The organism is Winslowiella sp. 2C04, assembly GCF_050037805.1.
Lineage (GTDB): Bacteria > Pseudomonadota > Gammaproteobacteria > Enterobacterales > Enterobacteriaceae > Erwinia > Erwinia toletana_A.
In genome coordinates this window covers 2,608,623-2,631,286 of record NZ_CP188300.1, presented here as the reverse complement: position 1 = coordinate 2,631,286, position 22,664 = coordinate 2,608,623, and the positions used below count along the sequence as shown (strand labels likewise).

General features: G+C 55.6%; 16 protein-coding genes. 11 read left to right on the top strand and 5 right to left on the bottom strand.

What is annotated here, in order from left to right; translation table 11 throughout:
* Positions 1-6: 6 nt before the first annotated feature.
* The 5 genes from ACP3TC_RS11715 (at position 7) to ACP3TC_RS11695 (ending at position 9,875) form a co-directional block, all read left to right on the top strand.
* Positions 7-795: an ABC transporter ATP-binding protein gene (locus ACP3TC_RS11715; protein WP_313857697.1), complete on the top strand. Its 789-nt coding sequence runs from the start codon at positions 7-9 to the stop codon at positions 793-795.
* 10 nt (positions 796-805) lie between these two features.
* Entirely contained in the window at positions 806-4,894 is a 4,089-nt protein-coding gene (nirB, locus tag ACP3TC_RS11710; protein ID WP_426816503.1) for a nitrite reductase large subunit NirB, read from the top strand.
* Positions 4,891-7,515, top strand: a complete 2,625-nt coding sequence (locus ACP3TC_RS11705; protein WP_426816502.1) for a molybdopterin-dependent oxidoreductase — start codon at positions 4,891-4,893, stop codon at positions 7,513-7,515. Before nirB ends, ACP3TC_RS11705 begins: the two co-directional genes overlap by 4 nt.
* Before the next feature lie 11 nt (positions 7,516-7,526).
* Positions 7,527-8,357 carry a uroporphyrinogen-III C-methyltransferase gene (gene cobA, locus ACP3TC_RS11700; protein WP_426816501.1) on the top strand — a complete coding sequence of 277 codons (831 nt, stop codon included), beginning with the start codon at positions 7,527-7,529 and terminating at the stop codon, positions 8,355-8,357.
* 78 nt (positions 8,358-8,435) lie between these two features.
* Positions 8,436-9,875, top strand: a complete 1,440-nt coding sequence (locus ACP3TC_RS11695) for a YchO/YchP family invasin (protein ID WP_426816500.1) — start codon at positions 8,436-8,438, stop codon at positions 9,873-9,875.
* Positions 9,876-9,921: 46 nt separating this feature from the next.
* Here the strand turns inward: ACP3TC_RS11695 and ACP3TC_RS11690 are convergent, their stop codons facing one another.
* Positions 9,922-10,992, bottom strand: coding sequence for a porin (locus tag ACP3TC_RS11690; protein WP_426816499.1), 1,071 nt, complete (start codon positions 10,990-10,992; stop codon positions 9,922-9,924).
* A gap of 943 nt (positions 10,993-11,935) precedes the next feature.
* Between ACP3TC_RS11690 and ACP3TC_RS11685 the strand changes: the two genes are divergently transcribed.
* From ACP3TC_RS11685 to spy, 6 genes are all read left to right on the top strand, one after another.
* Complete coding sequence (locus ACP3TC_RS11685; RefSeq protein WP_313857249.1) at positions 11,936-13,156, top strand: aspartate aminotransferase family protein; 1,221 nt, start codon at positions 11,936-11,938, stop codon at positions 13,154-13,156.
* Positions 13,153-14,190, top strand: a complete 1,038-nt coding sequence (gene astA, locus ACP3TC_RS11680) for an arginine N-succinyltransferase (protein ID WP_313857250.1) — start codon at positions 13,153-13,155, stop codon at positions 14,188-14,190. Before ACP3TC_RS11685 ends, astA begins: the two co-directional genes overlap by 4 nt.
* Positions 14,187-15,653: a succinylglutamate-semialdehyde dehydrogenase gene (gene astD, locus ACP3TC_RS11675; RefSeq protein WP_426816498.1), complete on the top strand. Its 1,467-nt coding sequence runs from the start codon at positions 14,187-14,189 to the stop codon at positions 15,651-15,653. Before astA ends, astD begins: the two co-directional genes overlap by 4 nt.
* Positions 15,653-16,981, top strand: a complete 1,329-nt coding sequence (gene astB / locus ACP3TC_RS11670; protein ID WP_426816497.1) for an N-succinylarginine dihydrolase — start codon at positions 15,653-15,655, stop codon at positions 16,979-16,981. The genes astD and astB overlap by 1 nt, the downstream gene beginning before the upstream one ends.
* 73 nt (positions 16,982-17,054) lie before the next feature.
* Positions 17,055-18,050 carry a succinylglutamate desuccinylase gene (astE, locus tag ACP3TC_RS11665; protein ID WP_426816496.1) on the top strand — a complete coding sequence of 332 codons (996 nt, stop codon included), beginning with the start codon at positions 17,055-17,057 and terminating at the stop codon, positions 18,048-18,050.
* Positions 18,051-18,355: 305 nt separating this feature from the next.
* A complete protein-coding gene (gene spy / locus ACP3TC_RS11660) occupies positions 18,356-18,841 on the top strand; it encodes an ATP-independent periplasmic protein-refolding chaperone Spy (protein WP_313857255.1) in 486 nt (161 codons plus the stop codon).
* Between the two features lie 86 nt (positions 18,842-18,927).
* Here spy and cho read toward each other — a convergent pair whose 3' ends face one another.
* The 4 genes from cho to ACP3TC_RS11640 form a co-directional block, all read right to left on the bottom strand.
* The gene (gene cho, locus ACP3TC_RS11655; RefSeq protein ID WP_313857257.1) at positions 18,928-19,791 is read right to left on the bottom strand and encodes an excinuclease Cho; all 864 of its coding nucleotides are present in this window, start codon (positions 19,789-19,791) and stop codon (positions 18,928-18,930) included.
* A gap of 131 nt (positions 19,792-19,922) precedes the next feature.
* Positions 19,923-20,750: an ammonia-dependent NAD(+) synthetase gene (gene nadE / locus ACP3TC_RS11650; RefSeq protein ID WP_313857258.1), complete on the bottom strand. Its 828-nt coding sequence runs from the start codon at positions 20,748-20,750 to the stop codon at positions 19,923-19,925.
* A gap of 104 nt (positions 20,751-20,854) precedes the next feature.
* Complete coding sequence (locus tag ACP3TC_RS11645) at positions 20,855-22,045, bottom strand: multidrug effflux MFS transporter (protein WP_313857259.1); 1,191 nt, start codon at positions 22,043-22,045, stop codon at positions 20,855-20,857.
* Positions 22,042-22,617 (bottom strand): TetR/AcrR family transcriptional regulator, encoded by a 576-nt coding sequence (locus ACP3TC_RS11640; protein ID WP_426816495.1) that lies wholly within the window; start codon positions 22,615-22,617, stop codon positions 22,042-22,044. Before ACP3TC_RS11640 ends, ACP3TC_RS11645 begins: the two co-directional genes overlap by 4 nt.
* Between the last annotated feature and the right edge of the window lie 47 nt (positions 22,618-22,664).

The following is a 22,664-nucleotide window of genomic DNA, read 5'->3' as shown; positions in this document are numbered from 1 at the left end:
GAGATGATGAACCACATTATTCAGGTACAGAACGTCAGTCAGCGCTTCAACACCGCCAGCGGTGAGTTTATCGCGCTGGATAACGTCAGCTTCAATATCAGCGAAGGCGAGACCGTCAGCCTGATTGGCCACTCTGGCTGCGGCAAATCAACACTGCTGAATCTGATCGCCGGATTAACCCAGCCGACGGAAGGTGGCCTGCTGTGTGATAACCGTGAAATCGACGGCCCCGGCCCGGAGCGCGCGGTGGTGTTTCAGAACCACTCATTGCTGCCGTGGCTGACCACTTACGACAACGTGGCGCTGGCGGTGAATCAGGTGTTTAAAGGCCGCATGAGCAAGACAGAGATGCGCGAGTGGATCGTCCATAATCTCGAACTGGTGCAGATGGGCCATGCGCTGGATAAGCGCCCGGGTGAGATCTCCGGCGGCATGAAGCAGCGCGTCGGTATCGCCCGCGCGCTGGCAATGAAGCCAAAAGTGCTGCTGATGGATGAGCCGTTCGGGGCGCTCGATGCACTGACGCGTGCCCATTTACAGGATGCGGTGATGCGTATTCAGCAGAAACTGAACACCACTATCGTGCTGATCACCCATGACGTTGATGAAGCAGTGCTGCTGTCGGATCGGGTGTTAATGATGACCAACGGCCCGGCGGCGCACGTCGGTGAGATTCTGACGGTGGATCTGCCGCGCCCCCGTTCGCGGGTGGCGCTGGCCGATGATCCGCGTTATCACCATCTGCGTCAGCAGGTGCTGCATTTCCTTTACGAAAAGCACTCCAGCGCGGCGTAAGGAGCGGGCAATGGTCGAACATCTGCTGGTAATCGGTAATGGCATGGCGGGAATGCGCATGGTGGAAACCCTGCTGCAACTGGCACCGGCGCGTTATCGCATTACGGTGATTGGCCGTGAAGCGCGGGGTAATTACAACCGCATTATGCTCTCGCCAGTGTTAAGCGGTGAAAAAGCGTTTGCCGACACCGTGCTGCACGCCCCGCACTGGTATGCCGAACAGGGCATCACGCTAATAAGTGGTGAAGCGGTGCAATCGGTGGATATTGCGCGTCACAGGCTGACTACCGATCGGCGCACCCTGAGCTGGGACAAGCTGGTCTTCGCCACTGGCTCTTCACCATCGATGCCGGATATTGAGGGTATCGGTCGGCCACACGTCAGCGGCTTTCGCACGCTGGATGATGTCGAACAGATGCTGAGTGATCACGGCCCGGTGGCTGTACTGGGCGGCGGCCTGGTCGGCATTGAAGCGGCGGCGGCACTGCGCTTGCGCGGTCGCGAAGTGGCGCTGATTCATCGTAATCCCTGGCTGATGGATCGCCAACTGGACCGGCAGGCAGGCGAGCTGCTGTGTGACTCGCTGCAACAGCGCGGCATTCGCTGTTATCCCGGTAGCGGTATCAGGGTGATTAACAGTGACACTGTCACGTTATCCGGCGGACAGCAACTGAATGCTCAGAGGGTGATTATTGCCACCGGAGTCACGCCAGAAACGACCGTGGCGCGGGCCGCGGGCCTGGTTTGTCAGCGCGGCATTGTGGTCAACGGCCAGCTGCAAACGGCCCAGCCCGATGTTTACGCGCTGGGAGAGTGTTGCGAAATCAACGGTGAAAGTTTCGGGCTGCTGGCACCTTGCCTGCTGCAGGCCGCTATTCTCGCACATCGGCTGGCAGGCCAGCCGCTGAATGACTTTTATTCGCAGGATAACGGCGTGCGGTTAAAAGTCACCGGTATTGACGTATTCAGCGCCGGAGATATTGGCGAACAGGGGCAAACCAGCCTGACCAGTTTCGATCCGCTTAGTGCTGATTATCGCCGCCTGTTTCTCCGCGATGGCAAGTTAAGCGGCGTATTGCTGTTTGGCGATATCAGCCAGTCAGCGGCGCTGATTAAAAAATTACAACGCGGTGACGCAGTGACATCCGCCGCACTGTTTGATGCTGAAGAGCCACTTTACAGGCAGCCGCTGGCTGCAGGGATCAATGTTATGAGCAAACCGGTATTAGTTGTTATTGGCCACGGTATGGTGGGTCATCATTTTCTTGAGCAGCTGGTGGATAAGCAGCTGCATCATCATTATCAGGTGGTGGTCTACGGTGAGGAGCGCCATGTCGCTTACGACCGCGTGCACTTGTCGGAATACTTTGCCGGCAGCACCCATGCCGACTTATCGCTGGTCGCGGAAAACTTTTTTGAACAATACGGCATAGAGCTGCGCAGCCACAGCGAAGTGGTGGCGATCGATCGCCAGCGTAAATGCGTGCGCGATACCAACGGCCATGAAATGGCGTGGGACAAGCTGGTGCTGGCTACTGGCTCCTCGGCGTTTGTTCCACCGATTCCGGGCAGCCAGTCGGCAAACTGCTTTGTCTATCGCACCCTTGACGATCTTGATGCTATCGCCGCACGCGCACGGCAGGCTAAACGTGGCGTGGTGATTGGCGGGGGTTTGTTAGGGCTGGAAGCGGCGAACGCGCTAAAACAGCTGGGGCTGGAAACGCATGTGGTCGAGTTCGCGCCTCGACTGATGGCGGTGCAGCTGGATGACGGTGGCGCGCAGATGCTGCGGCGCAAAATTGAGGCGCTTGGCGTCACGGTGCATACGCAGAAAGAGACGCGCGAAATTACTGAACAGCCTGATGGCGGCCTGACGCTGAACTTTGCCGATGGTGAAAAGCTGGAAACCGATTTAGTGCTGTTTTCCGCCGGTATTCGCCCGCGTGACCAACTGGCACGCGACGCCGGTCTGACCCTCGGTCCGCGCGGCGGCATCGATATTCATGATACCTGTATCACCTCCGACTCCGCTATTTATGCCATTGGCGAATGCGCGCTGTGGAACGGGCAGATTTTTGGCCTGGTGGCACCGGGTTATCAGATGGCGCGCGTGCTGGCGGCCAATCTGGCCGGTGAGGCGGCGGCGTTTACCGGTGCGGATATGAGCACCAGGCTGAAATTGCTCGGGGTGGAAGTGGCGTCATTTGGTGATGCGCATGGCCGCACGCCGGGTAGCCAGAGTTATCACTGGACCAACGGTCCGCAGGAGATCTACAAAAAGATCGTGGTATCGGCGGACGGTAAAAAGCTGCTTGGTGGAGTGCTGGTGGGCGACAGCAGCGAATACAGCACTTTATTACAGATGATGCTGAATGATATGGCATTGCCGGACGCGCCGGAAACGCTGATTCTGCCGCAAAGCGCCGGAGCACCGGCCAGAGCGTTGGGGGTTGCCGCACTGCCGGATAGCGCGCAGATCTGCTCCTGTCATAACGTCAGTAAAAGCGATATCTGCGGGGCGGTACTCAGCGGCGCGGGAGATATGGCCGCGATAAAAAGCTGTACTAAGGCGGCTACCGGCTGTGGCGGTTGTTCAGCGCTGGTGAAACAGGTGATGGAATTTCAGCTGGCGAATCTTGGCGTTGAGGTGAAGAAAGATATTTGTGAGCATTTCGCCTGGTCGCGTCAGGAACTCCATCACCTGATTCGCGTTAATCAGATCAAAAGTTTTGAACAGTTACTGGCGCAGTACGGTCATGGTCACGGCTGCGAAGTGTGTAAACCACTGGTCGGGTCGCTGCTGGCTTCCTGCTGGAATGAGTATCTGCTGAAACCGGCACATCTGCCGTTGCAGGATACCAATGACCGCTACTTCGCCAATATTCAAAAGGATGGCAGTTACTCGGTGGTGCCGCGCGTACCGGCCGGAGAAATTACCGCGCAAGGACTGATCGCCATTGGCCAGGTGGCCGCACGTTATAACCTCTACAGCAAAATTACCGGCGGTCAGCGTATCGATCTGTTTGGTGCGCGACTCGACCAACTGCCGGCAATCTGGCAGGAACTGGTGGCGGCCGGATTTGAAACCGGCCACGCCTACGGCAAATCGCTGCGCACCGTGAAGTCCTGCGTCGGCTCCACCTGGTGCCGCTATGGCGTACAGGATTCCACCGGTTTCGCCATTCAGCTGGAGAATCGTTACAAAGGGCTGCGTGCGCCGCACAAAATTAAAATGGCGGTGTCTGGCTGTACCCGCGAATGTGCCGAAGCGCAGAGTAAAGATATCGGCGTGATCGCCACCGATAAAGGCTGGAACCTGTATGTCTGCGGCAATGGCGGCATGAAACCGCGCCATGCGGATCTGTTTGCCAGCGATCTCGACGATCAAACGCTGTTGCGCTATGTCGACCGCTTGCTGATGTTCTATGTGCGCACTGCCGACCGTCTGCAACGCACCAGCGTGTGGATGGACAATATGGAAGGTGGCCTCGACTATTTGCGGGCGGTGGTGATCGAAGACAGCCTCGGTATCGCCAGCGAGCTGGAACAGGAGATGCAGCGGGTAGTTGAAGCTTATCAATGCGAATGGCAGACCACGCTGGAGAATCCGGATCGCCGCGCGCTGTTTCGCAGCACCCTCAACAGCGATCAACCGGATGAAACCGTGCGCTGGCAGCATCAGCGCGGGCAGATTTGCCCGTCGACCGAAGCGACTATTCCGCTGCAGCAACTGCCTGCAGAGCAGTGGACCCGACTCTGTCAGCTTGACGAGATCCCGCCGATGGCCGGGATCGGTGCGCGGCTGGGCAGTGTGCGCATCGCGCTGTTCCGCTTTGGTGAGCAGCTGTATGCGCTGGATGATATCGAGCCGGGTACCCATGCCAGCGTGATCTCGCGGGGATTACTGGGCGATGCCGGAGGAGAGGCGATAGTGATTTCTCCCCTGTACAAACAGCGTTTCCGCCTGCGCGACGGGCAGAGTCTCGATCGACTCGATCTGCAACTGCGCTGCTGGCCGGTAAAACTGGAAAACGGCGCGGTACTGGTGGCAAATTTCCCGCTGAGTGTGGCACCGATTGCGATTGCGGTGGCGTCGTGAACAGCACCTGTCCTTACTGCGGCGTCGGCTGCGGCGTGAAAGTCACGCCACAGCCGTCAGGCGCATTTCAGGTTGAGGGCGACACGCAGCATCCGGCGAATCAGGGGCGGCTGTGCGTCAAAGGTGCGGCGCTGGGTGAAACGCTGGGGCATCAGGGGCGTTTGCTGTATCCGCAGGTCAATGGTCAGCGGGTCAGCTGGGATGAGGCATTGCAGCAGGTTGCCAGCGATCTGCAACAGATTATTGATAACTATGGCGCGCAGGCGGTAGCGTTTTACGCCTCCGGCCAGCTGTTGACTGAGGATTACTACGTCGCCAATAAACTGATGAAGGGCTTTATTGGCGTCGGCAATATTGATACTAACTCGCGACTCTGTATGGCTTCGGCGGTAGTTGGCTATAAACGCGCATTTGGCGCGGATGCGGTGCCGTGCTGCTATGACGACTTTGACCACAGTGACCTGGTCATTCTGGTCGGATCTAACGCCGCATGGGCGCACCCGGTGGCTTATCAGCGGCTGGTCGCGGCGAAAAAACAGCGGCCTGATATGCAGGTGGTGGTTATCGATCCGCGTCGCACCGCCACCTGCGATCTCGCCGATCTGCATTTACCGCTGCGGCCGGGCAGTGATGCCGCATTGTTTAATGGCTTACTGCACTGGCTGTCGCAGCATCAGGCCATCGACAGCAGCATGCTGCCGCAGCTCGACGGCGTTGAGGCGACACTGGCGGCGGCGCAGCCGTGGGACAGCCAGGCCGTTGCTGAGTTTTGCCAGCTGGAACAGGCTCAGGTCGAAGCGTTTTATCAGCGGGTGGTTGCCAGTCACAACCTGCTGACGCTGTATTGCATGGGGATTAACCAGTCGGGCAGCGGCAGCGACAAATGTAATGCGATTATTAATGTGCATCTGCTGAGCGGAAAAATCGGCCGCGCCGGTAGCGGACCTTTTTCGCTGACCGGGCAGCCTAATGCCATGGGCGGTCGTGAAGTGGGTGGGCTGGCGAATCAGCTGGCGGCACATATGAACTTCGAGCCGGACGATATCGACCGTTTGCAACGTTTCTGGCACAGCGATCGGGTGGCGCGACAGCCAGGGCTGAAAGCGGTGGAGTTGTTTCAGGCAATTGAACGCGGTGAAGTGAAAGCCGTCTGGATTATGGGCACCAATCCGGCGGTATCGCTACCGGACGGTCATCGGGTGGCTCAGGCGCTGGCACGCTGTGACAAGGTGATCGTCTCTGACGTCAGCCAGCATACCGACACCACTGCCTGGGCCGATATTCTACTGCCCGCGCAGGGCTGGGGCGAAAAAAACGGCACGGTGACCAACTCTGAACGGCGTATCTCGCGCCAGCGCGGTTTTGTCGCAGCGGCGGGCGAGGCGCGGCCCGACTGGTGGATTCTCGCCGAGGTAGCGAAGCGCATGGGCTTTGCCGATGCGTTTAGCTGGCAGCATCCGGCAGACATTTTTCGCGAACATGCGGCGCTCTCCGGCTTTGAAAATCACGGTACGCGTGCATTTGATATCAGCGGGCTGGCACAGTTAACTAACGCGCAGTGGGATGCGCTGCAACCGCTGCAATGGCCGGTCAATGCTCAATATCCTCAGGGATGCGCGCGACTGTTCAGTGAACGGACGTTTTTCCATGCCAACGGCAAAGCGCGCCTGCTGCCAATCAGCCCGCGTTTACCGGTGGCGCAAGTCAGCGCTGGCTGGCCATTAATGATGAATACCGGCCGCATCCGCGATCAGTGGCACACCATGACGCGAACCGGCAGCGTGCCGCGCCTGATGCAGCATCACAACCAGCCGTTTGTCGAAATTCATCCACAGGATGCCCGCCAGCATCAGATCAACGAGGGCGATTTGGTGCGGGTGCAGTCGGCCACCGGCTGGCTGGTGGTGCGCGCCCAGCTTTCCGGCGGGCAACAGCGCGGCAGCGTGTTTGTACCGATGCACTGGACGCGTCAGTTCGCCGCGCAGGCCAATGTTGATTTGCTGGTATCAGCGCATCTTTGCCCGGAGTCTGGCCAGCCGGAAAGCAAACAGACGCCGGTACGCCTGCGCCGCTGGCATTGCGACTGGCAGGGAGAGTTATTCGTGCGTGACACTGTCACTGATATTCGGGCGCTGTGGTGGGCGCGTACGCCATACCCTGCTGCCACGCGCTATACGCTGGCCGCTGATGGCGATCCGCAACAGTGGCTGTCCCGGCAGTTCGATCTGAGTGAACTGACCTTGCAGTATGCCGACGGACAAGGGATGTTCGGGCGCGTGCTCGGCTGGCAGTCAGGAGAACTGGTGCTGGCATTTTATGCTGATGGCGTTCGTCCACAGCTGGATGAGGCGTTTATCGCTGCGGCGTTCAGCCAGCCGGTGCAGACGGCGCAGCACCGGCACGCTTTACTTGCCGGTTATGCAGCACAGGGCGAGGCGAAAGGCAGAACGGTTTGTAGCTGTTTTGGCGTCGGCGAACAGCAAATTGTCGCGGCCATCGCCAGTGGCTGCGTTACCCCCGAAGCGCTGGGTAAAAAATTACAGTGCGGCACCAACTGTGGTTCCTGCATTCCTGAACTCAAACAGTTAATTACCCGAAGTGAAATCATTCAGCCGGGTTAACGAGGACTCTGATGACTTACACTGTCTCTTCTCTGGATAAGTTACTGACCGGCAAGTCCACCGGCAGTGAACCGGGCGCGGTGTGGCTGGTGGGTGCAGGGCCGGGCGATGTCGATTTGTTAACCGTGAAGGCACTGCGTTTGATTGAAAGCGCCGAAGTGGTGGTGTATGACCGGCTGGTCAGCCCTGAGATTCTGGCACTGGCACCGCCAGAGGCGTTGTGCATTGATGTCGGTAAAACGCCGGGCTTTCACGGTATGAAGCAGGCGCAGATTAATCAGCTATTGGTCGATCTCGCTGCAACCGGACGTCAGGTGGTAAGGCTGAAGGGTGGCGATCCGTTTATTTTTGGTCGCGGCGGTGAGGAAATGAGCTGGGTGCAACAAGCCGGTATTGCCTGTCATATCGTGCCGGGCATTACCGCGGCGATTGGTTGTGCGGCAGCGACCGGTATTCCGCTGACCCATCGCGATATGGCGCAGTCGGTGCGTTTTATTACCGGCCACGGGCGCGACGGTAAGCCGCAGCTTGACTGGCAAAGCCTGCAGGACAAGCGCCAGACGCTGGTGTTTTACATGGGGCTAACCTGGTGCCAGGCGCTGAGCCAGCAACTGATTGGTCACGGTCGCGACGCCGACACGCCGGTGGCAATCGTGGAACGCGGCACCCGGCGCGATCAGCGGGTAATCATCACCCGTTTGCAGCAGCTGGCAGAGTGTGTGGCCCGGCAGCAGCCGCAATCACCCAGCCTGTTGATTGTTGGTGAGGTGGTAAAAATGTATCGTCAGCCACCGGAAGCGACGCAGTGCTCATTTTTCGAAATGACCGATGCAGTATGTTAAACTAAAGTCTACTATTTTATGTCAACTCCGTGAGCACCATCATAAATTGCTCAACGGCCAGACTAAACGGTAGGTTTGATGTCGATATTGCAGCGCAATAAAGGGTTCTGTACGCTCCTGATGCTTAGCGGCATCGGGTTGGCCGTGTCTGAAGCCAGCGCGCTGCAAACCGACACGCAGGTTGCTGAGTATCCTTTCGACAATCCCGCACGCTTCAGTGAGATGCAAAGCGGTTTGCCCGAACTGGGCGGCGCCAGTGCCAGCAGTGACGCGTTTGCCACCAAATTAGCCACGGTCGCCAGGGATATTGGTCAGGCCAGTATGAACAGTACGACTGACGATCCGCTAAGAAAGCAGGCCGGTGAGTGGGCCTTCAATCACTTCCGCGATGAGCTGGCAGAGCGGGTCGTCGATCGCGGCCAGAGCCTGCTTTCGCCCTATGGTTCAGCCAGCTTGTCATTGCAGGTTGATATGGAAGGCAACTTAAACGGCAGCAATGCGCAGTTGCTGACGCCGTGGCAGGATAAATATCAGTATTTAACCTTTACACAGGTCGGCGTAACCGAAGCGGATAACAGCACCATCGGCAATGCCGGTTTAGGCCAGCGTTGGTTCGCCGGTAACTGGCTGCTGGGCTACAACGCCTTTGTCGACCGCCAGTTTGACAACGGTTTGCAGCGCGCCGGAATTGGCACCGAGGTCTGGGGTGACTTCCTGCGTTTTTCAGCCAATTATTACCATCCGATTGCCGGCTGGCGCGACGACAGCAGCAGTTCACAGACGCGTCTGGCGCGTGGTTATGACATTACCACTCAGGGGTATCTGCCTTTTTACCGTCAGCTGGGCGTATCGCTGACTTATGAGCAGTATCTCGGGGACAATGTCGATCTGTTTAACAGCGGCAACCGCTATCGCAATCCGGTGGCGGTTAAAGTTGGCGTTAATTACACTCCGGTGCCGCTGCTGAGTTTTACCGCTTCGCATAAAGAGGGCGAGGGGGGAGAGTCTCAGGATCAGTTTGGTATGAAGGTGAATTATCGCATTGGGGTGGCGCTGAGCAAGCAGCTTTCGGCTAATAATGTCGCAGAGGCGCGTTCGCTGCGCGGCAGCCGTTATGATACCGTTGAACGCAACAATACGCCGGTGCTGGAGTTCCGCCAGCGTAAAACGCTGTCGGTGTTCCTCGCGACCCCGCCGTGGCAGTTGCAGCCTGGAGAAACGCTGCCGTTGAAACTGCAAATCCGCGCGGCTAATCCTGTCAGTAAGGTCAGCTGGCAGGGTGATACCCAGACCCTGAGCCTGACGCCACCCGCCAATAACAGCGATCCGCAGGGCTGGACGATCATTATGCCGCAGTGGGACAACTCGCCGGGCGCCAGCAACGAGTACCGATTGTCGGTGACGCTGGAAGACAGTAAACAACAGCGCGTGACCTCCAACTGGATCACGCTGAAAGCCTCGCCGCCAATGTCACTGGAAAATAACCGTGGCGGCAGTTTTGACCTGATGGCACCCTGAAGGCAGGCAGCGCGTCAGTCGCGCTGCCGCAGGATCGCAGGCCAGATCAGAACTGGTAGGTCAGACCAACACCGGTAACATCATCATTAGACAGGCCAAGTGGGTTATCACTGTCCAGCAGGTTGATTTTGTATTCTGCGTAGAACACCATGTTTTTGTTGAAGTAGTAGTAGGTCCCCACCGCGATATATTTAAACAGGTCGGCGCTGCCAATCCCTTCGATATCTTTGCCTTTCGACGAAACATACGCCAGAGAAGGGCGTAAGCCATTCAGGAATTGATACTGAGCCACCGCTTCAAAATTCTGCGCTTTATTGGCAAAGCCACCGCTGATTGGCGTGGCGTTACGCGTTTCACCGTATAGCGTTGCCAGGTAGATCTGGTTAGCGTCGTACTTGATTGACGTAGCCCAGGACTGCGCGCGATCGCCGTCACCGCGAGCTGCCGCATTCTGTGCCGCAGTGCGATCAATGCTGGCATAAGCACCGGTTATGCCAAAACCGGAGTCCAGATTATAAGCCGCGGAGAGGGCATAGCCATCACCGTTCGCGCGCCGAACGGCATCGGCATTGCCGCTGCGCTCGTTTTTACCCTGATATTGCAGGGCAAAATTCAGCCCGTCCACCAGACCAAAGAAATCGTTGTTGCGCCAGGTCAGCAGGCCACCGGCACGAGCGGAGGCGAAGCCATCGCTGTAGCCAGAGTCGCCACCAAATTTTGGCAGCATATCGGTGGCGGCCAGTGCGTCATAGATAAGACCGTAGTTGCGGCCGTAGTCGATCGAGCCCCAGTTAGCGAATTTCAGACCGGCAAAACCTAAGCGGGTTTTATTGCCATTCTGCGCATCGGAACCTTCAGAGTTATTGACCTGAAAATTGTATTGCCACATGCCGTAGCCGCTGAGCTGTTCGGTTATCTGCGTTTCACCTTTAAAGCCGAGGCGGGCGTATGTGGTATCGCCATCATTATTGGCGTCATTGGAGAACACATGACCGGCGTTAACTTTTCCCGACAGATCGAGTTTATTCCCGTCCTTGTTATAAATTTCTGAAGCCTGAGCATTACCCAGCACTAGCAGAACAGGTATTACCACTGCAATTACATTACGCTTCATCATTAAAATATCCTGTGATTTATTTTTTTATTTTGACGCTGATTTGCGACCGGAAGAAAATGTCATAAATAATAAATTTACAATAGAGTCATAACTGTTACAAAATGTAAATAAGTGACCATTATCATCATTTATGACGTTTATCGCACTATTAAGACCATGCTTATCATTTTTTCGTATTTAGAAGAGTAGTGCGCTAAGTGAGCGGTTTGTTGTTTAATTGATTGTATTTGATTGATAATTTATTGTAATTCCTGCTTTACTAAACTCGCAATCTGACGAGTGGTTAATTTTTATCCATTTGTGAATTATTTAATTCTCTTCCCTGTTGTCACTCAATAATTATATGATCGTGTTACATGTAATGCTTATTTTTAATTTTCATAGTTACAAATATTTCTTGATGGAAATAGTTTTTTATGAGGTGAATACAGATATAAACTGGACGGGTTAGCTGTTGTATCGCTGCCGAAATGAAAACAGCACCGTACTGACTACGCGGTCATAACCAGGGACAAAAACATTGCAGGTGAGCGCCGCGGCAAAAATTATATCAGATGCATTGTAGGGTGATTACCCTATAACAGAGGGCGAGACACTCGCACTGTTCCAGTGCGCGATGCGCCATAAACGTGCGTTAAATGCTTCTTAATAAAACCAAATCCCATCATCGATCACAAAAGCGATATTTTATTTGGCAAATGCATAATTTGTCTTTTTTATGTTCCGCATATGGCCTGCTTTCGGATTGTTATTCACTTTATATGCATTAATTATGCATATCGTGCTGAGCTAACTTATTGATATTTGGTTGGTGATAACGATTTATGCATTTATAGCGCTGGCTGGCACGATGCGTGCACTTTACAGTAGGGCTGTGGTGAATCATTTCATTAACATTTTATAAACTTTTAGTTCACCTGACAGAGTGAACAGTGAGGCCGCTATGCAACAGTCAGTTTCGCGTGAAAATTTTGACCAGTGGATGGTTCCATCCTATGCACCTGCCACTTTTGTACCGGTGAGAGCGGAGGGATCAACGCTGTGGGATCAAAATGATAAAAACTATATCGATTTTGCTGGCGGTATTGCGGTTAACGCCCTTGGACATGCGCATCCTGAATTGCAGCTGGCGTTGCAGCAACAGGCGGCCCGTTTATGGCATACCGGTAATGGCTACACTAATGAACCCATTCTGCGGCTGGCAAAACAGCTGATTGATGCCACCTTTGCCGAGCGGGTATTTTTCTGTAACTCCGGAGCTGAGGCTAACGAAGCGGCACTGAAACTGGCGCGTAAATATGCCCATGATCACTATGGCCCACATAAAAGCGGTATCGTCGCCTTCAATAATGCCTTCCATGGCCGCACGCTGTTTACCGTTTCGGCCGGTGGTCAGCCTGCCTACTCGAAAGATTTTGCGCCGCTGCCGGGAGCGATTGAGCATGCGGTTTTCAACGATTTAGATTCTGCTGCCCGGCTGATTAATGATGAAACCTGCGCGGTAATCGTCGAGCCGATTCAGGGCGAGGGCGGCGTAGTGCCGGCAGAACCGGCATTTTTACGCGGCCTGCGTGCGCTGTGTGACCAGCATAACGCGCTGCTGATTTTTGATGAAGTGCAGACCGGCGTTGGCCGCACCGGCTCGCTGTATGCCTATATGCACTACGGCGTGACGCCGGATGTGCTGTCAACCGCCAAAGCGCTGGGCGGCGGTTTCCCGATTGGTGCAATGCTGACCAGCGAAAAACTGGCCTCAGCAATGGGGGTTGGCACTCACGGCACCACTTACGGCGGTAATCCGCTGGCGGGTGCGGTGGCGGGTAAAGTGATTGAGCTGATTAACCGTCCGGATGTGATGGATGGTGTCGGCCTGCGTCACCGCTGGTTTATCGACGGATTAAATGCGATTAATCAGCGTTTGCATCTGTTTAAAGAGATTCGTGGTCTCGGCCTGCTGATTGGTTGCGTGCTGAATGAAGATTACAGCGGCAAAGCGAAACAGTTCAATCTGGCGGCTGCCGAACAGGGACTGATGGTGCTGATCGCCGGTGCGAATGTGGTGCGTTTCGCCCCGTCACTGGTGATCAGTGAACAGGAAGTTAAAGAGGGACTGAGCCGCTTTGAACGTGCTTGCGAAGCGGTCGTTACAGGAGTGAGCGTATGATGTTTATTCGTCCCGTTGAGCGGGACGATCTGCCGCAGCTGCTGGCGCTGGCGGGTAAAACCGGTGGTGGCCTGACCTCCTTGCCTGCCGACAGTAATACCCTGTCGGCGCGGATCGAACGCTCAATCCAGACCTGGCAGGATGCTTTGCCGCGTGCTGAGCAGGGGTACGTTTTTGTCCTCGCCGACGGCAGCAGCGGCAAAGCGGTCGGCATCTGCGCCATTGAGGTCGCGGTCGGCTTGCAGGATCCGTGGTACAACTTTCACGTTGGCACCCAGGTTCACGCTTCGAAAGAGCTGAATGTGTATAACAATCTGCCGACTTTGTCGCTCAGCAATGACCATACCGGCAGCAGCGAGCTTTGTACGCTGTTTCTCGATCCCGATTATCGCGATGGTAAAAATGGCTATCTGCTGTCGAAGTCGCGCTTTTTATTTATGGCTGAGTTTCGTCAGCGATTTATGGACAAAGTGGTGGCAGAGATGCGTGGCGTCAGTGATGAGCAAGGTCGCTCGCCGTTCTGGGATAGCGTCGGCAGCCGTTTCTTCTCGATGGCTTTTGCCGATGCTGACTTTCTCAGCGGCACCGGGCAGAAAGCGTTTATTGCCGAACTGATGCCCAAGCATCCGCTATATATCGACTATCTGTCGCCTGAGGCCCAGGCGGTAATTGGCAAAGTGCATCCGCAAACGGCGCCAGCACGGGCGGTACTGGAGGCCGAAGGTTTTCAGTATCAAAACTATGTCGATATTTTCGACGGTGGCCCGACGCTGGAGTGCGATATTGATCGGGTGCGCGCCATCCGTAAAAGTCGGCTGTTATCGGTAACGATCAGTGATGCTCCGCCGGATGAAAGCCTGCCGCTGTGCCTGGTGGCTAACAGTCATTACCAGCAGTTCCGCGTAATGTTGCTGCATGCTGACACCAAAAGCGGAAGTATCGCTATCAGCGAGGAAGTGGCGCAACAGATGAAATGTCAGGCGGGCGACAACCTGCGGGTAGTGAAACTCTGTACTGAGGAGAAAAAAGCATGACGCACTGGATTAACGGACAATGGCTCAGCGGCCGCGGTGAGGCTTTCAGTAAACGGGATCCGGTTGACGCGGTGCAACTGTGGCAGGGGCAGGCGGCCAGTGGCGATCAGGTGGCTGTCGCCTGTGAAGCGGCACGCGCGGCCTTCTCCGGCTGGGCGCGACAGCCGTTTGCTGCACGTCAGGCGCTGGTGGAAAAGTTTGCCGCACTGCTGGAAAAAAATAAAAGCGAACTGACCGCAGTGATTGCGCAAGAAACCGGAAAGCCGCGCTGGGAAGCGCAAACCGAAGTGCAGGCGATGATCAATAAAGTGGCCATCTCAGTCAAAGCCTTTCATGCCCGCACCGGCGAACAGCAAGAGGGCGACAGCTCGCTGCGGCATCGTCCGCACGGCGTAATGGCGGTGTTTGGTCCCTATAATTTTCCGGGGCATCTGCCTAATGGTCATATAGTTCCGGCGCTGCTGGCGGGCAATTGCGTGGTGTTTAAACCCAGTGAACTGACGCCGCTGACCGCTGAGCATACCGTGCGTTTGTGGCAAAGTGCCGGGCTACCGGCGGGAGTACTGAATTTAGTGCAGGGCGGTCGCGAAACCGGTCAGGCGCTGGCGCAGGATCGACAAATTGACGGCCTGCTGTTTACCGGCAGCGCCGGTACCGGTTATCAGCTCCATCGCCAGTTTGCCGGCCAGCCGGAAAAAATGCTGGCGCTGGAGATGGGCGGCAATAATGCGCTGATTGTCGAAGATCCTGATGATATCGATGCGGCGGTGCATATCGCCATTCAGTCGGCGTTTATCACCGCCGGGCAGCGTTGTACCTGCGCGCGCCGGATGCTGGTAAAACGTGGTGCGGCCGGTGACGCCTTCCTCAAACGTCTGGTGCAAGTGGCGGGGCGACTGACCACCGGCCGCTGGAATGACGAGGTGCAGCCGTTTATGGGGAGCGTGATCTCGTTGTCGGCGGCGGAGCATATCTGGCATGAGTGGCAGTCGCGCGTGGCTGCCGGTGGTGAAGTTCTGCTGGAAATGCAATGGCCGCAGCGCAGCAGCGCGATTCTGACGCCGGGCATTATTGATGTGACGCAGCTGAAAGACCTGCCGGATGAAGAGGTGTTTGGGCCGTTGCTGACGGTGATACGCTATGACGATTATCAGCAGGCGATTGCAATTGCCAACAACACCCGCTATGGCTTGTCCTGTGGGTTAATCTCGCCGCAGCGTGACAAATTTGACCAACTGTTAATTGATGCGCGCGCCGGTATTGTTAACTGGAATAAACCGTTGACCGGCGCGGCCAGCAGCGCACCTTTCGGTGGCATCGGTGCTTCCGGCAATCATCGTGCCAGCGCCTGGTATGCGGCGGATTACTGCGCGTGGCCGATGGCCTCGCTGGAAAGCCCGCAGCTGACATTACCTACGGCGCTGTCGCCGGGGCTGGACTTTAGTCCGGCAGGAGATCGGTGATGAAAGCAGCCGAAGTCAATTTTGACGGTCTGGTGGGCTTAACTCACCATTACGCCGGGTTATCCTTTGGCAATGAAGCCTCAACCCGCAACCAGCATCAGCAATCAAACCCGCGTCTGGCGGCAAAGCAGGGCTTGCTGAAAATGAAGGCGCTGGCCGATCTCGGCTACCTGCAGGGCGTTATTCCCCCCCATGAACGGCCGAATATCTGCGCACTGCGTCAGATTGGTTTCAGCGGCAGCGATGCACAGGTGCTGGCGAAGGCGGCCAGAGAGGCGCCGCAGCTGCTCTCCGCTGCCAGTTCTGCTTCGGCGATGTGGGTCGCTAATGCGGCGACCGTTTCTCCGTCAGCGGACAGTGGCGATGGCCGGGTGCATCTGACGGTTGCCAACCTGAATAATAAGTTTCATCGCGCAATGGAAGCGCCGACTACCGAAGCATTGCTGCGCGCCATTTTCCGCGATAAACAGCACTTTAGCGTGCATCAGGCACTGCCGCAGGTGGCGCTGTTTGGTGATGAAGGAGCGGCTAATCATAACCGTTTTGCGGCCGATCACGGCGAGCCTGGGGTACAGTTGTTTGTTTATGGCCGTGAGGCGAACAGTCACGGGCAGGCCCCGGCGCGTTATCCGGCACGTCAGACGCGTGAGGCCAGCGAAGCCGTGGCGCGTCTGCACCAGCTGAATCCGCAGGCGACGGTTTTTGCCCAGCAGAACCCGGCGGTGATCGACAAAGGGGTATTTCACAATGATGTGATTGCCGTCAGCAATCAACAGGTGCTGTTTTGCCATCAGCAAGCTTTTCTCCATCAGCCGCAGCTGCTGGCCGAACTACAGGAAAAAGTCAGTGGTTTCACCGCAATTGAGGTGGCTGATAACCGCGTGTCGGTCAGTGATGCGGTGCAAACCTATTTATTTAACAGCCAGTTGTTAAGCCGCGATAATGGTAAAATGCTGCTGGTTCTGCCGGAAGAGGCGCGGCAACATGCTGGTGTCTGGCGTTACCTTACTGAACTGTCAGAGAGCGGCGGGCCGATTGATCGGCTGGAAGTGTTCGATCTGCGTGAAAGCATGTGTAACGGTGGCGGCCCGGCCTGCCTGCGTTTGCGCGTGGCGTTGAATGCACAGGAGCAGGCGGCGGTAAATCCGGCGGTGATGATGAATGAAAAGCTGTTTACCACACTTAATCATTGGGTCGATCGCCACTACCGCGATCGCCTGTCGCAGGATGACCTTGCCGATCCGCAATTGCTGATTGAAGGGCGCGAAGCGCTCGATGAGCTGACTAAGCTGCTAGACTTAGGCAGCATTTACCACTTTCAACGATGATCATGGATGAACTGTAAGGGCGGCGATAGCGCCGCCTTCATAATAAGGAGCACGATGATATTAAGGAGTATCAATGCAGGATTTTCTACAGCAAACGCTTTCTGGTGTGACACCGCAACCTCAGTCCGGTGAAAACTCCCGGCTGCGCTGGCAGTGGTGGGATGAAGGCATTCTCGAGTTAACGCCGCATCAGGCGACGCGTCAGGCGATTGTCATTTCGGCAGGATTACACGGTAACGAAACCGCGCCGGTCGAGATTCTGAACGCGTTAATCACTCAGTTACTAAAAGGTGAGAAAGCGCTGGTGCCGCGGGTTCTGGTGATCCTCGGTAACCCGGCGGCGCTGCGTGCCGATAAACGCTATCTCCGTTGTGATATCAACCGCATGTTTGGCGGGCGCTGGCAACAGTATGAAGATTGCCCGGAAGCGCGACGCGCCTGGCGGCTGGAGCAGGCGATGGAAACCTTCTGGCAGGCGGGTGACCATGTTGAGGTGTGCTGGCATATCGATCTGCACACCGCTATCCGTGGCTCTTATCATCCGCGTTTTGGCGTGCTGCCGCTTAATCAGCGTGAGTGGCCAGAGAACTTTATGCAGTGGCTGGCGGCGGCCGGGCTGGAAGCGCTGGTGTTTCATCGCGCACCGGCAGGCACCTTTACCCACTACAGTTGTGAACACTTCAATGCTGCCAGCTGCACGCTGGAGCTGGGCCAGGCCCGGCCATTTGGTGAAAACGATCTGTCGCAGTTTGCCGCGGCACAGCAGGCGCTTGCTTCGCTGCTGTTTGGTGAGCCTTTGCCGCACAATGCAGAGGCGCCGCGCCGTTATCGGGTTTCGCAGCAAATTACCCGCGCCTCAGCCGCATTCAAACTGCATATGAGCGCTGAGACGCTGAATTTTACCGCCTTTCCACAGGGAACACTGCTGGCGGAAGATGGCGAAAAGCGTTACTACGTTCAGCAGGCGCGAGAATATGTGCTGTTTCCGAATCCGCAGGTTGCCCCCGGGCTGCGGGCAGGTTTAATGCTGGTGGAAGATAACGCTCATAATAAAATCACGGGTTCATGACCAATACCTCGGGCGCATCCCGCGCCCGAAATCAATAAAGTGTAAAGCCACGCGGTTAGTCTTTCCCTGAAACTGTATTTAGCGTTACACTCCTCCATAATTTCTACTGAAATCACTGCAAATTCATATTCTTTAGCAATTCTTAATCAAATTCTTCTTATTCTCTCCATGATTGTTTCTTTATTGTCTCTTATGCTTTCAGGGCTTTACCCACGCTCTGAGTACTTGACGTTCAGCGCCCTAAACTTAATTCCGTACTCACGACACAGGCTGTCGTCATAAAACTGAAAAGTAAGGACAATATTATGCGTAAATTAACATCCCTTTTTGTTGCAACTACACTGGCACTGGGTGCAGCTAATATCGTTCACGCTGCAGCGGACAACCTGACACCTCCGCCAGCAGGCACTGAAAAACCGATGCACAAGCCAGCGATGCATCGTGGTATGCACGATATGTTTAAAGGTCTGAACCTGACCGATGCGCAGAAAGAGCAGATGCGCACTATCATGCGAGATTCACGTAAAGAGATGAAGCGTCCGTCACTGGAAGAGCGCCGTGCTAACCACGCGATTATCGCGTCAGACAGCTTTGATAAGAGCAAAGCCGAAGCGCAGGCTGCGACCATGACCGCTAACGCCAAAGAGAATGCGGTCGCGATGATGGAAACGCAGAACAAGCTGTATAACGTGCTGACGCCGGAACAGAAGAAACAGTACAACGCTAATTTTGAGAAGCGTCTGACAGAAAAACCTAAGCATGAAGGTAAAATGCAGCCTCCAGCAGAGTAATGACTCTGGTTAGCATGCGATGATTTGAGACCGCCGGTGTTGCCCACATTGCCTAAAGCTTGTGGTCAGCCCCGGCGGTTTTACATTTATTTCAGCTCAATAATTGGATATTTGCCGCTGAGCAGTGGGCGACAAAGAATCTTGTAGCCGTCGTTATCAAACCCCTTCGGCGTGACGCACAGCGCCGATGCCTCACTGATATCACTGACCGAACCGAGATAGAACCAGTGATCGATGATGTGAATCTGCGTTTCTGCCGGTCCTTTCTCCACTAAACCTATCGCTCCCCGATAAGGCCAGCAGACAACGCGCACCTGCTCCAGCGCCGCCAGCAGGCGTTGCTGATGCGCCTCTTCACTCTCTTTACCGCAGCATGCGCCGGCGCAGCGCCCAAGGCTGGCGCGAAAGCAACCGCGACCTTTGCTGAGCTTTTCCAGTCCCAGCAGGCCATAACAGAGGCGCTGTTCGTCGGCTATTTTCTTTAACTGCTCAAGGGCGGCAAAACGGCTGGCATACAGACCAAACAGATTGGGCGAAGTAGAGAAATCCAGCTCTTTGGCATACACCACGGCGGGTTTGCTGTCGGTTAACTGGAGTGAGCAGAGCTGACGATTTTTACGCAGTCGTTTATTAAATAGCGGCTGCTGAGTTTTGATCATCTGCGCCTCCAGCAGCAGCGCACCCAGTTCACCTGCGGTGGTGATCCAGCTGATGCGTCGCGCCTGGCGCAGCATTCTGGCTTCGTCGGTGGTGCGAAAATGTGACATCACCCGGGTGCGCAGGTTGACACTCTTACCGATATACAGCGGCATGACTTCACTGTCACCGTGAAAAAAATAGACGCCGGGCAGGTTGGGGAGCTCATCCAGCCAGCTGCGCAGGTGTTCAGGATATTCATAAATTGTGGCTGGTTCAAAATCCAGCCGATGACTTGCGACTCGCCTTACCACTCTGTACTCCGGTTACTGGTTACTTATCCAGTATAGCAGCTGAAGGGAGAACAAAAAAGAGTCAGTGGGGAGCATCTGGAAGGCGCTGTATTTTGCGGGCGGCGAGATCACCGCCCGAATGAATCAGGGGATTATTTTTTCCAGAAATCGTCAAACACGGTGATCGGTGGACGGCGTTTATGTTCGGTTTTCAAATACCAGCCCTCAATAATTTTCGCCGTCTGCTGTTCGAGTTGTTTGCCTTCCAGATACTGATCAATCTGCTGGTAAGTGACGCCCAGCGCCACCTCATCCTGCAAACCAGGTCGGTCATCTTCCAGATCGGCAGTCGGCTGTTTCAGATACAGATGCTCCGGACAGCCCAACGCTTCCAGCAGCTGTTTACCCTGACCCTTATGCAGACGGAAAATCGGGTTAATATCAGTGCCGCCATCGCCGTATTTGGTGAAGAAGCCGGTCAGCGCTTCTGCGGCGTGATCGGTACCGACCACCACGCCAGCGTTCATGCCAGCAATGCTGTATTGCGCCTTCATTCTTTCACGGGCTTTTTCATTACCGCGAATAAAATCGGAGAGGATGACGCCAGCCTGCTTCAGCGCTTTTTCACTGGCCAGCACCGCTTCCTTGATATTGACAGTCAGCACCTGGTCAGGCTGAATAAAATCGATGGCGTCCTGACAATCTTGCTCATCAGCCTGCACGCCATAAGGCAGGCGCACCGCAATAAAGCGATAATCGCCGTTGCCGGTTTCTGCACGCAGTTCGTTAATCGCCATCTGGCACAATTTGCCGGTTAGCGTGGAGTCCTGGCCGCCGCTGATGCCCAATACTAAGGATTGTATAAACGGGTAGGTTTTCAGATAAGACTTCAGAAATTCAACGCTGGTGCGGATCTCTTGCTGCGCGTCGATGACCGGCTTAACGCCGAGTGCTGCGATAATGTCTTGCTGCAGTGCCATGAACCTCTCCTCAAATCAGTTACGAAAGCGTTGCTTAAAGCTAACGCGCATCGGGCGAAACGACAAGTCACAATCCCTGTCGCTTCGCATCAAATGCTGTTAAATCAGGCAGTTTTCGGTTTTTTGGCTAACAGTGTGAACATGATAATCGCCAGCATATAGCAGCCAAAAATCGTCATGTTCATAGTCAGCACCGAAGTTCCGCCAATACCGGTGACCGGCACGCTGATTGCCCCGAGGGTGAACATGGTCACCCCAATCACTGCGGAAGCACTTCCGGCACGATGCCCCTGACTTTGCATCGCCAGTGATGACGCAGTGGTGGCAATCACGCCATTACTGGCGACGCTAAAGAACAGTGCGACTAACACCAGCGGTAGTGCGGCACCGCTGAATCCTGCCAGTAGCAGAGTAGCGGAAGAGATCAATGCCAGCGTCAGGCCGCCTTTCAGCACCCGGTATTCACCCCACAGCGGACAGAGTCGCGCACTGGTTTGTGAAGCAATGATCAGGCCAACTCCGTTGGCGGCAAAACAGAGGCTGAACGCCTGCGGCGACATGCCGTAAAGTTCCTGAAGCACAAAGGGGGATGCACCGATATAGGCGAACATGCCAGACATCATAAAGCCCTGCGTCAGGCAGAAGCCCATAAATGGGCGATGCTTCACCACCTCGCCGAGTGCCGCCCAGGCAGAAAACAGGCTGCCCTGACTGCGTTTTTCTGGCGGTAGCGTCTCTGTTAATTTAGTGCGGGCCAGCACCAGCAGCAGAATGGCAATCAGCGCCAGTATCATAAACAGCCCGCGCCAGTCGAAGAAGGCCATCAGTGCGCCGCCCATCACCGGTGCGGCAATCGGTGCCAGGCCATTGACCAGCATCAGCATCGCGAAGAAACGCGTCAGTTCATGGCCGCTGTACATATCACGCGCGATAGCACGCGACAGCACCGCACCACCGGCGGCAGAAAGCCCTTCAAACAGCCGCGCCAGCAGCAGCTGATTAATATCCTGTGCCAGCGCGCAGCCGACGGAAGCGATACACAACAGTACCAGCGACAGTAACAGTGGGCGAATACGACCATATTTGTCACTCATCGGGCCGAAAATCAGCTGGCCCGCACCGAGGCCAAGCAGGCCGGCGGTCAGGCTCAGCTGCGCGGTGGCGGTGGGGGTGTTCAGATCGCGCGCCAGTTCCGGCAGCGCGGGTAAGTAAAGGTCAATACATAACGGCCCGAGTGCCGCCAGTAAGCCAAGGGTGATCGCATAGCCAATGCGACCAGGGTGTGCAGGTGTCATTTATCTTCTGTCTCGAATAGTTGTTTAATCAGTTGCTGGTAAATCGTGTGGAGCCGATCCGCGGATGCTTTTTGTGGCGTCAGCCGGCGAAAAGCGGTGCCTTCCACCATCACCGCCAGCACTTCCACGCAGGCACGAACTTTCTCCTCGCTGAACTGCGGATAATCCTGTTGCAGAGTCTGCATTGCATGGTCAAACATGCGGCTGTCTGCTTCGACCAGCATGCTGGCGACGCGCGGATTACGCGTAGCTTCCGCCGCCACTTCCAGCATCAGCGCCTCGTCGTCTTCATCAGTAACCTGACGCCAGGCAAGCAGTGCCGGCAGCTTTGGCGTATGGCTGTTCACCACAACTTCAGCCATGCGGTCATCAATAATTCTCTTTACCATCTGTTCGATAATCGCATCTTTATTCGTAAAGTAGCGATAGATCTGGCCGACGCTAAGCTGCGCTTCACCGGCGAGCTGCGCCATACTGGCGGCGTGAAAGCCGGACTGACGAAAACAGCGCCGCGCCGCAGTGATAATGTCATCCTGGCGCTGACGATGGCGGGCATCGCGTTCAAGGTTCATATCAAATTCCTGGTGAGTGTGAACGTTCATTCTCATTCGCAGCATTA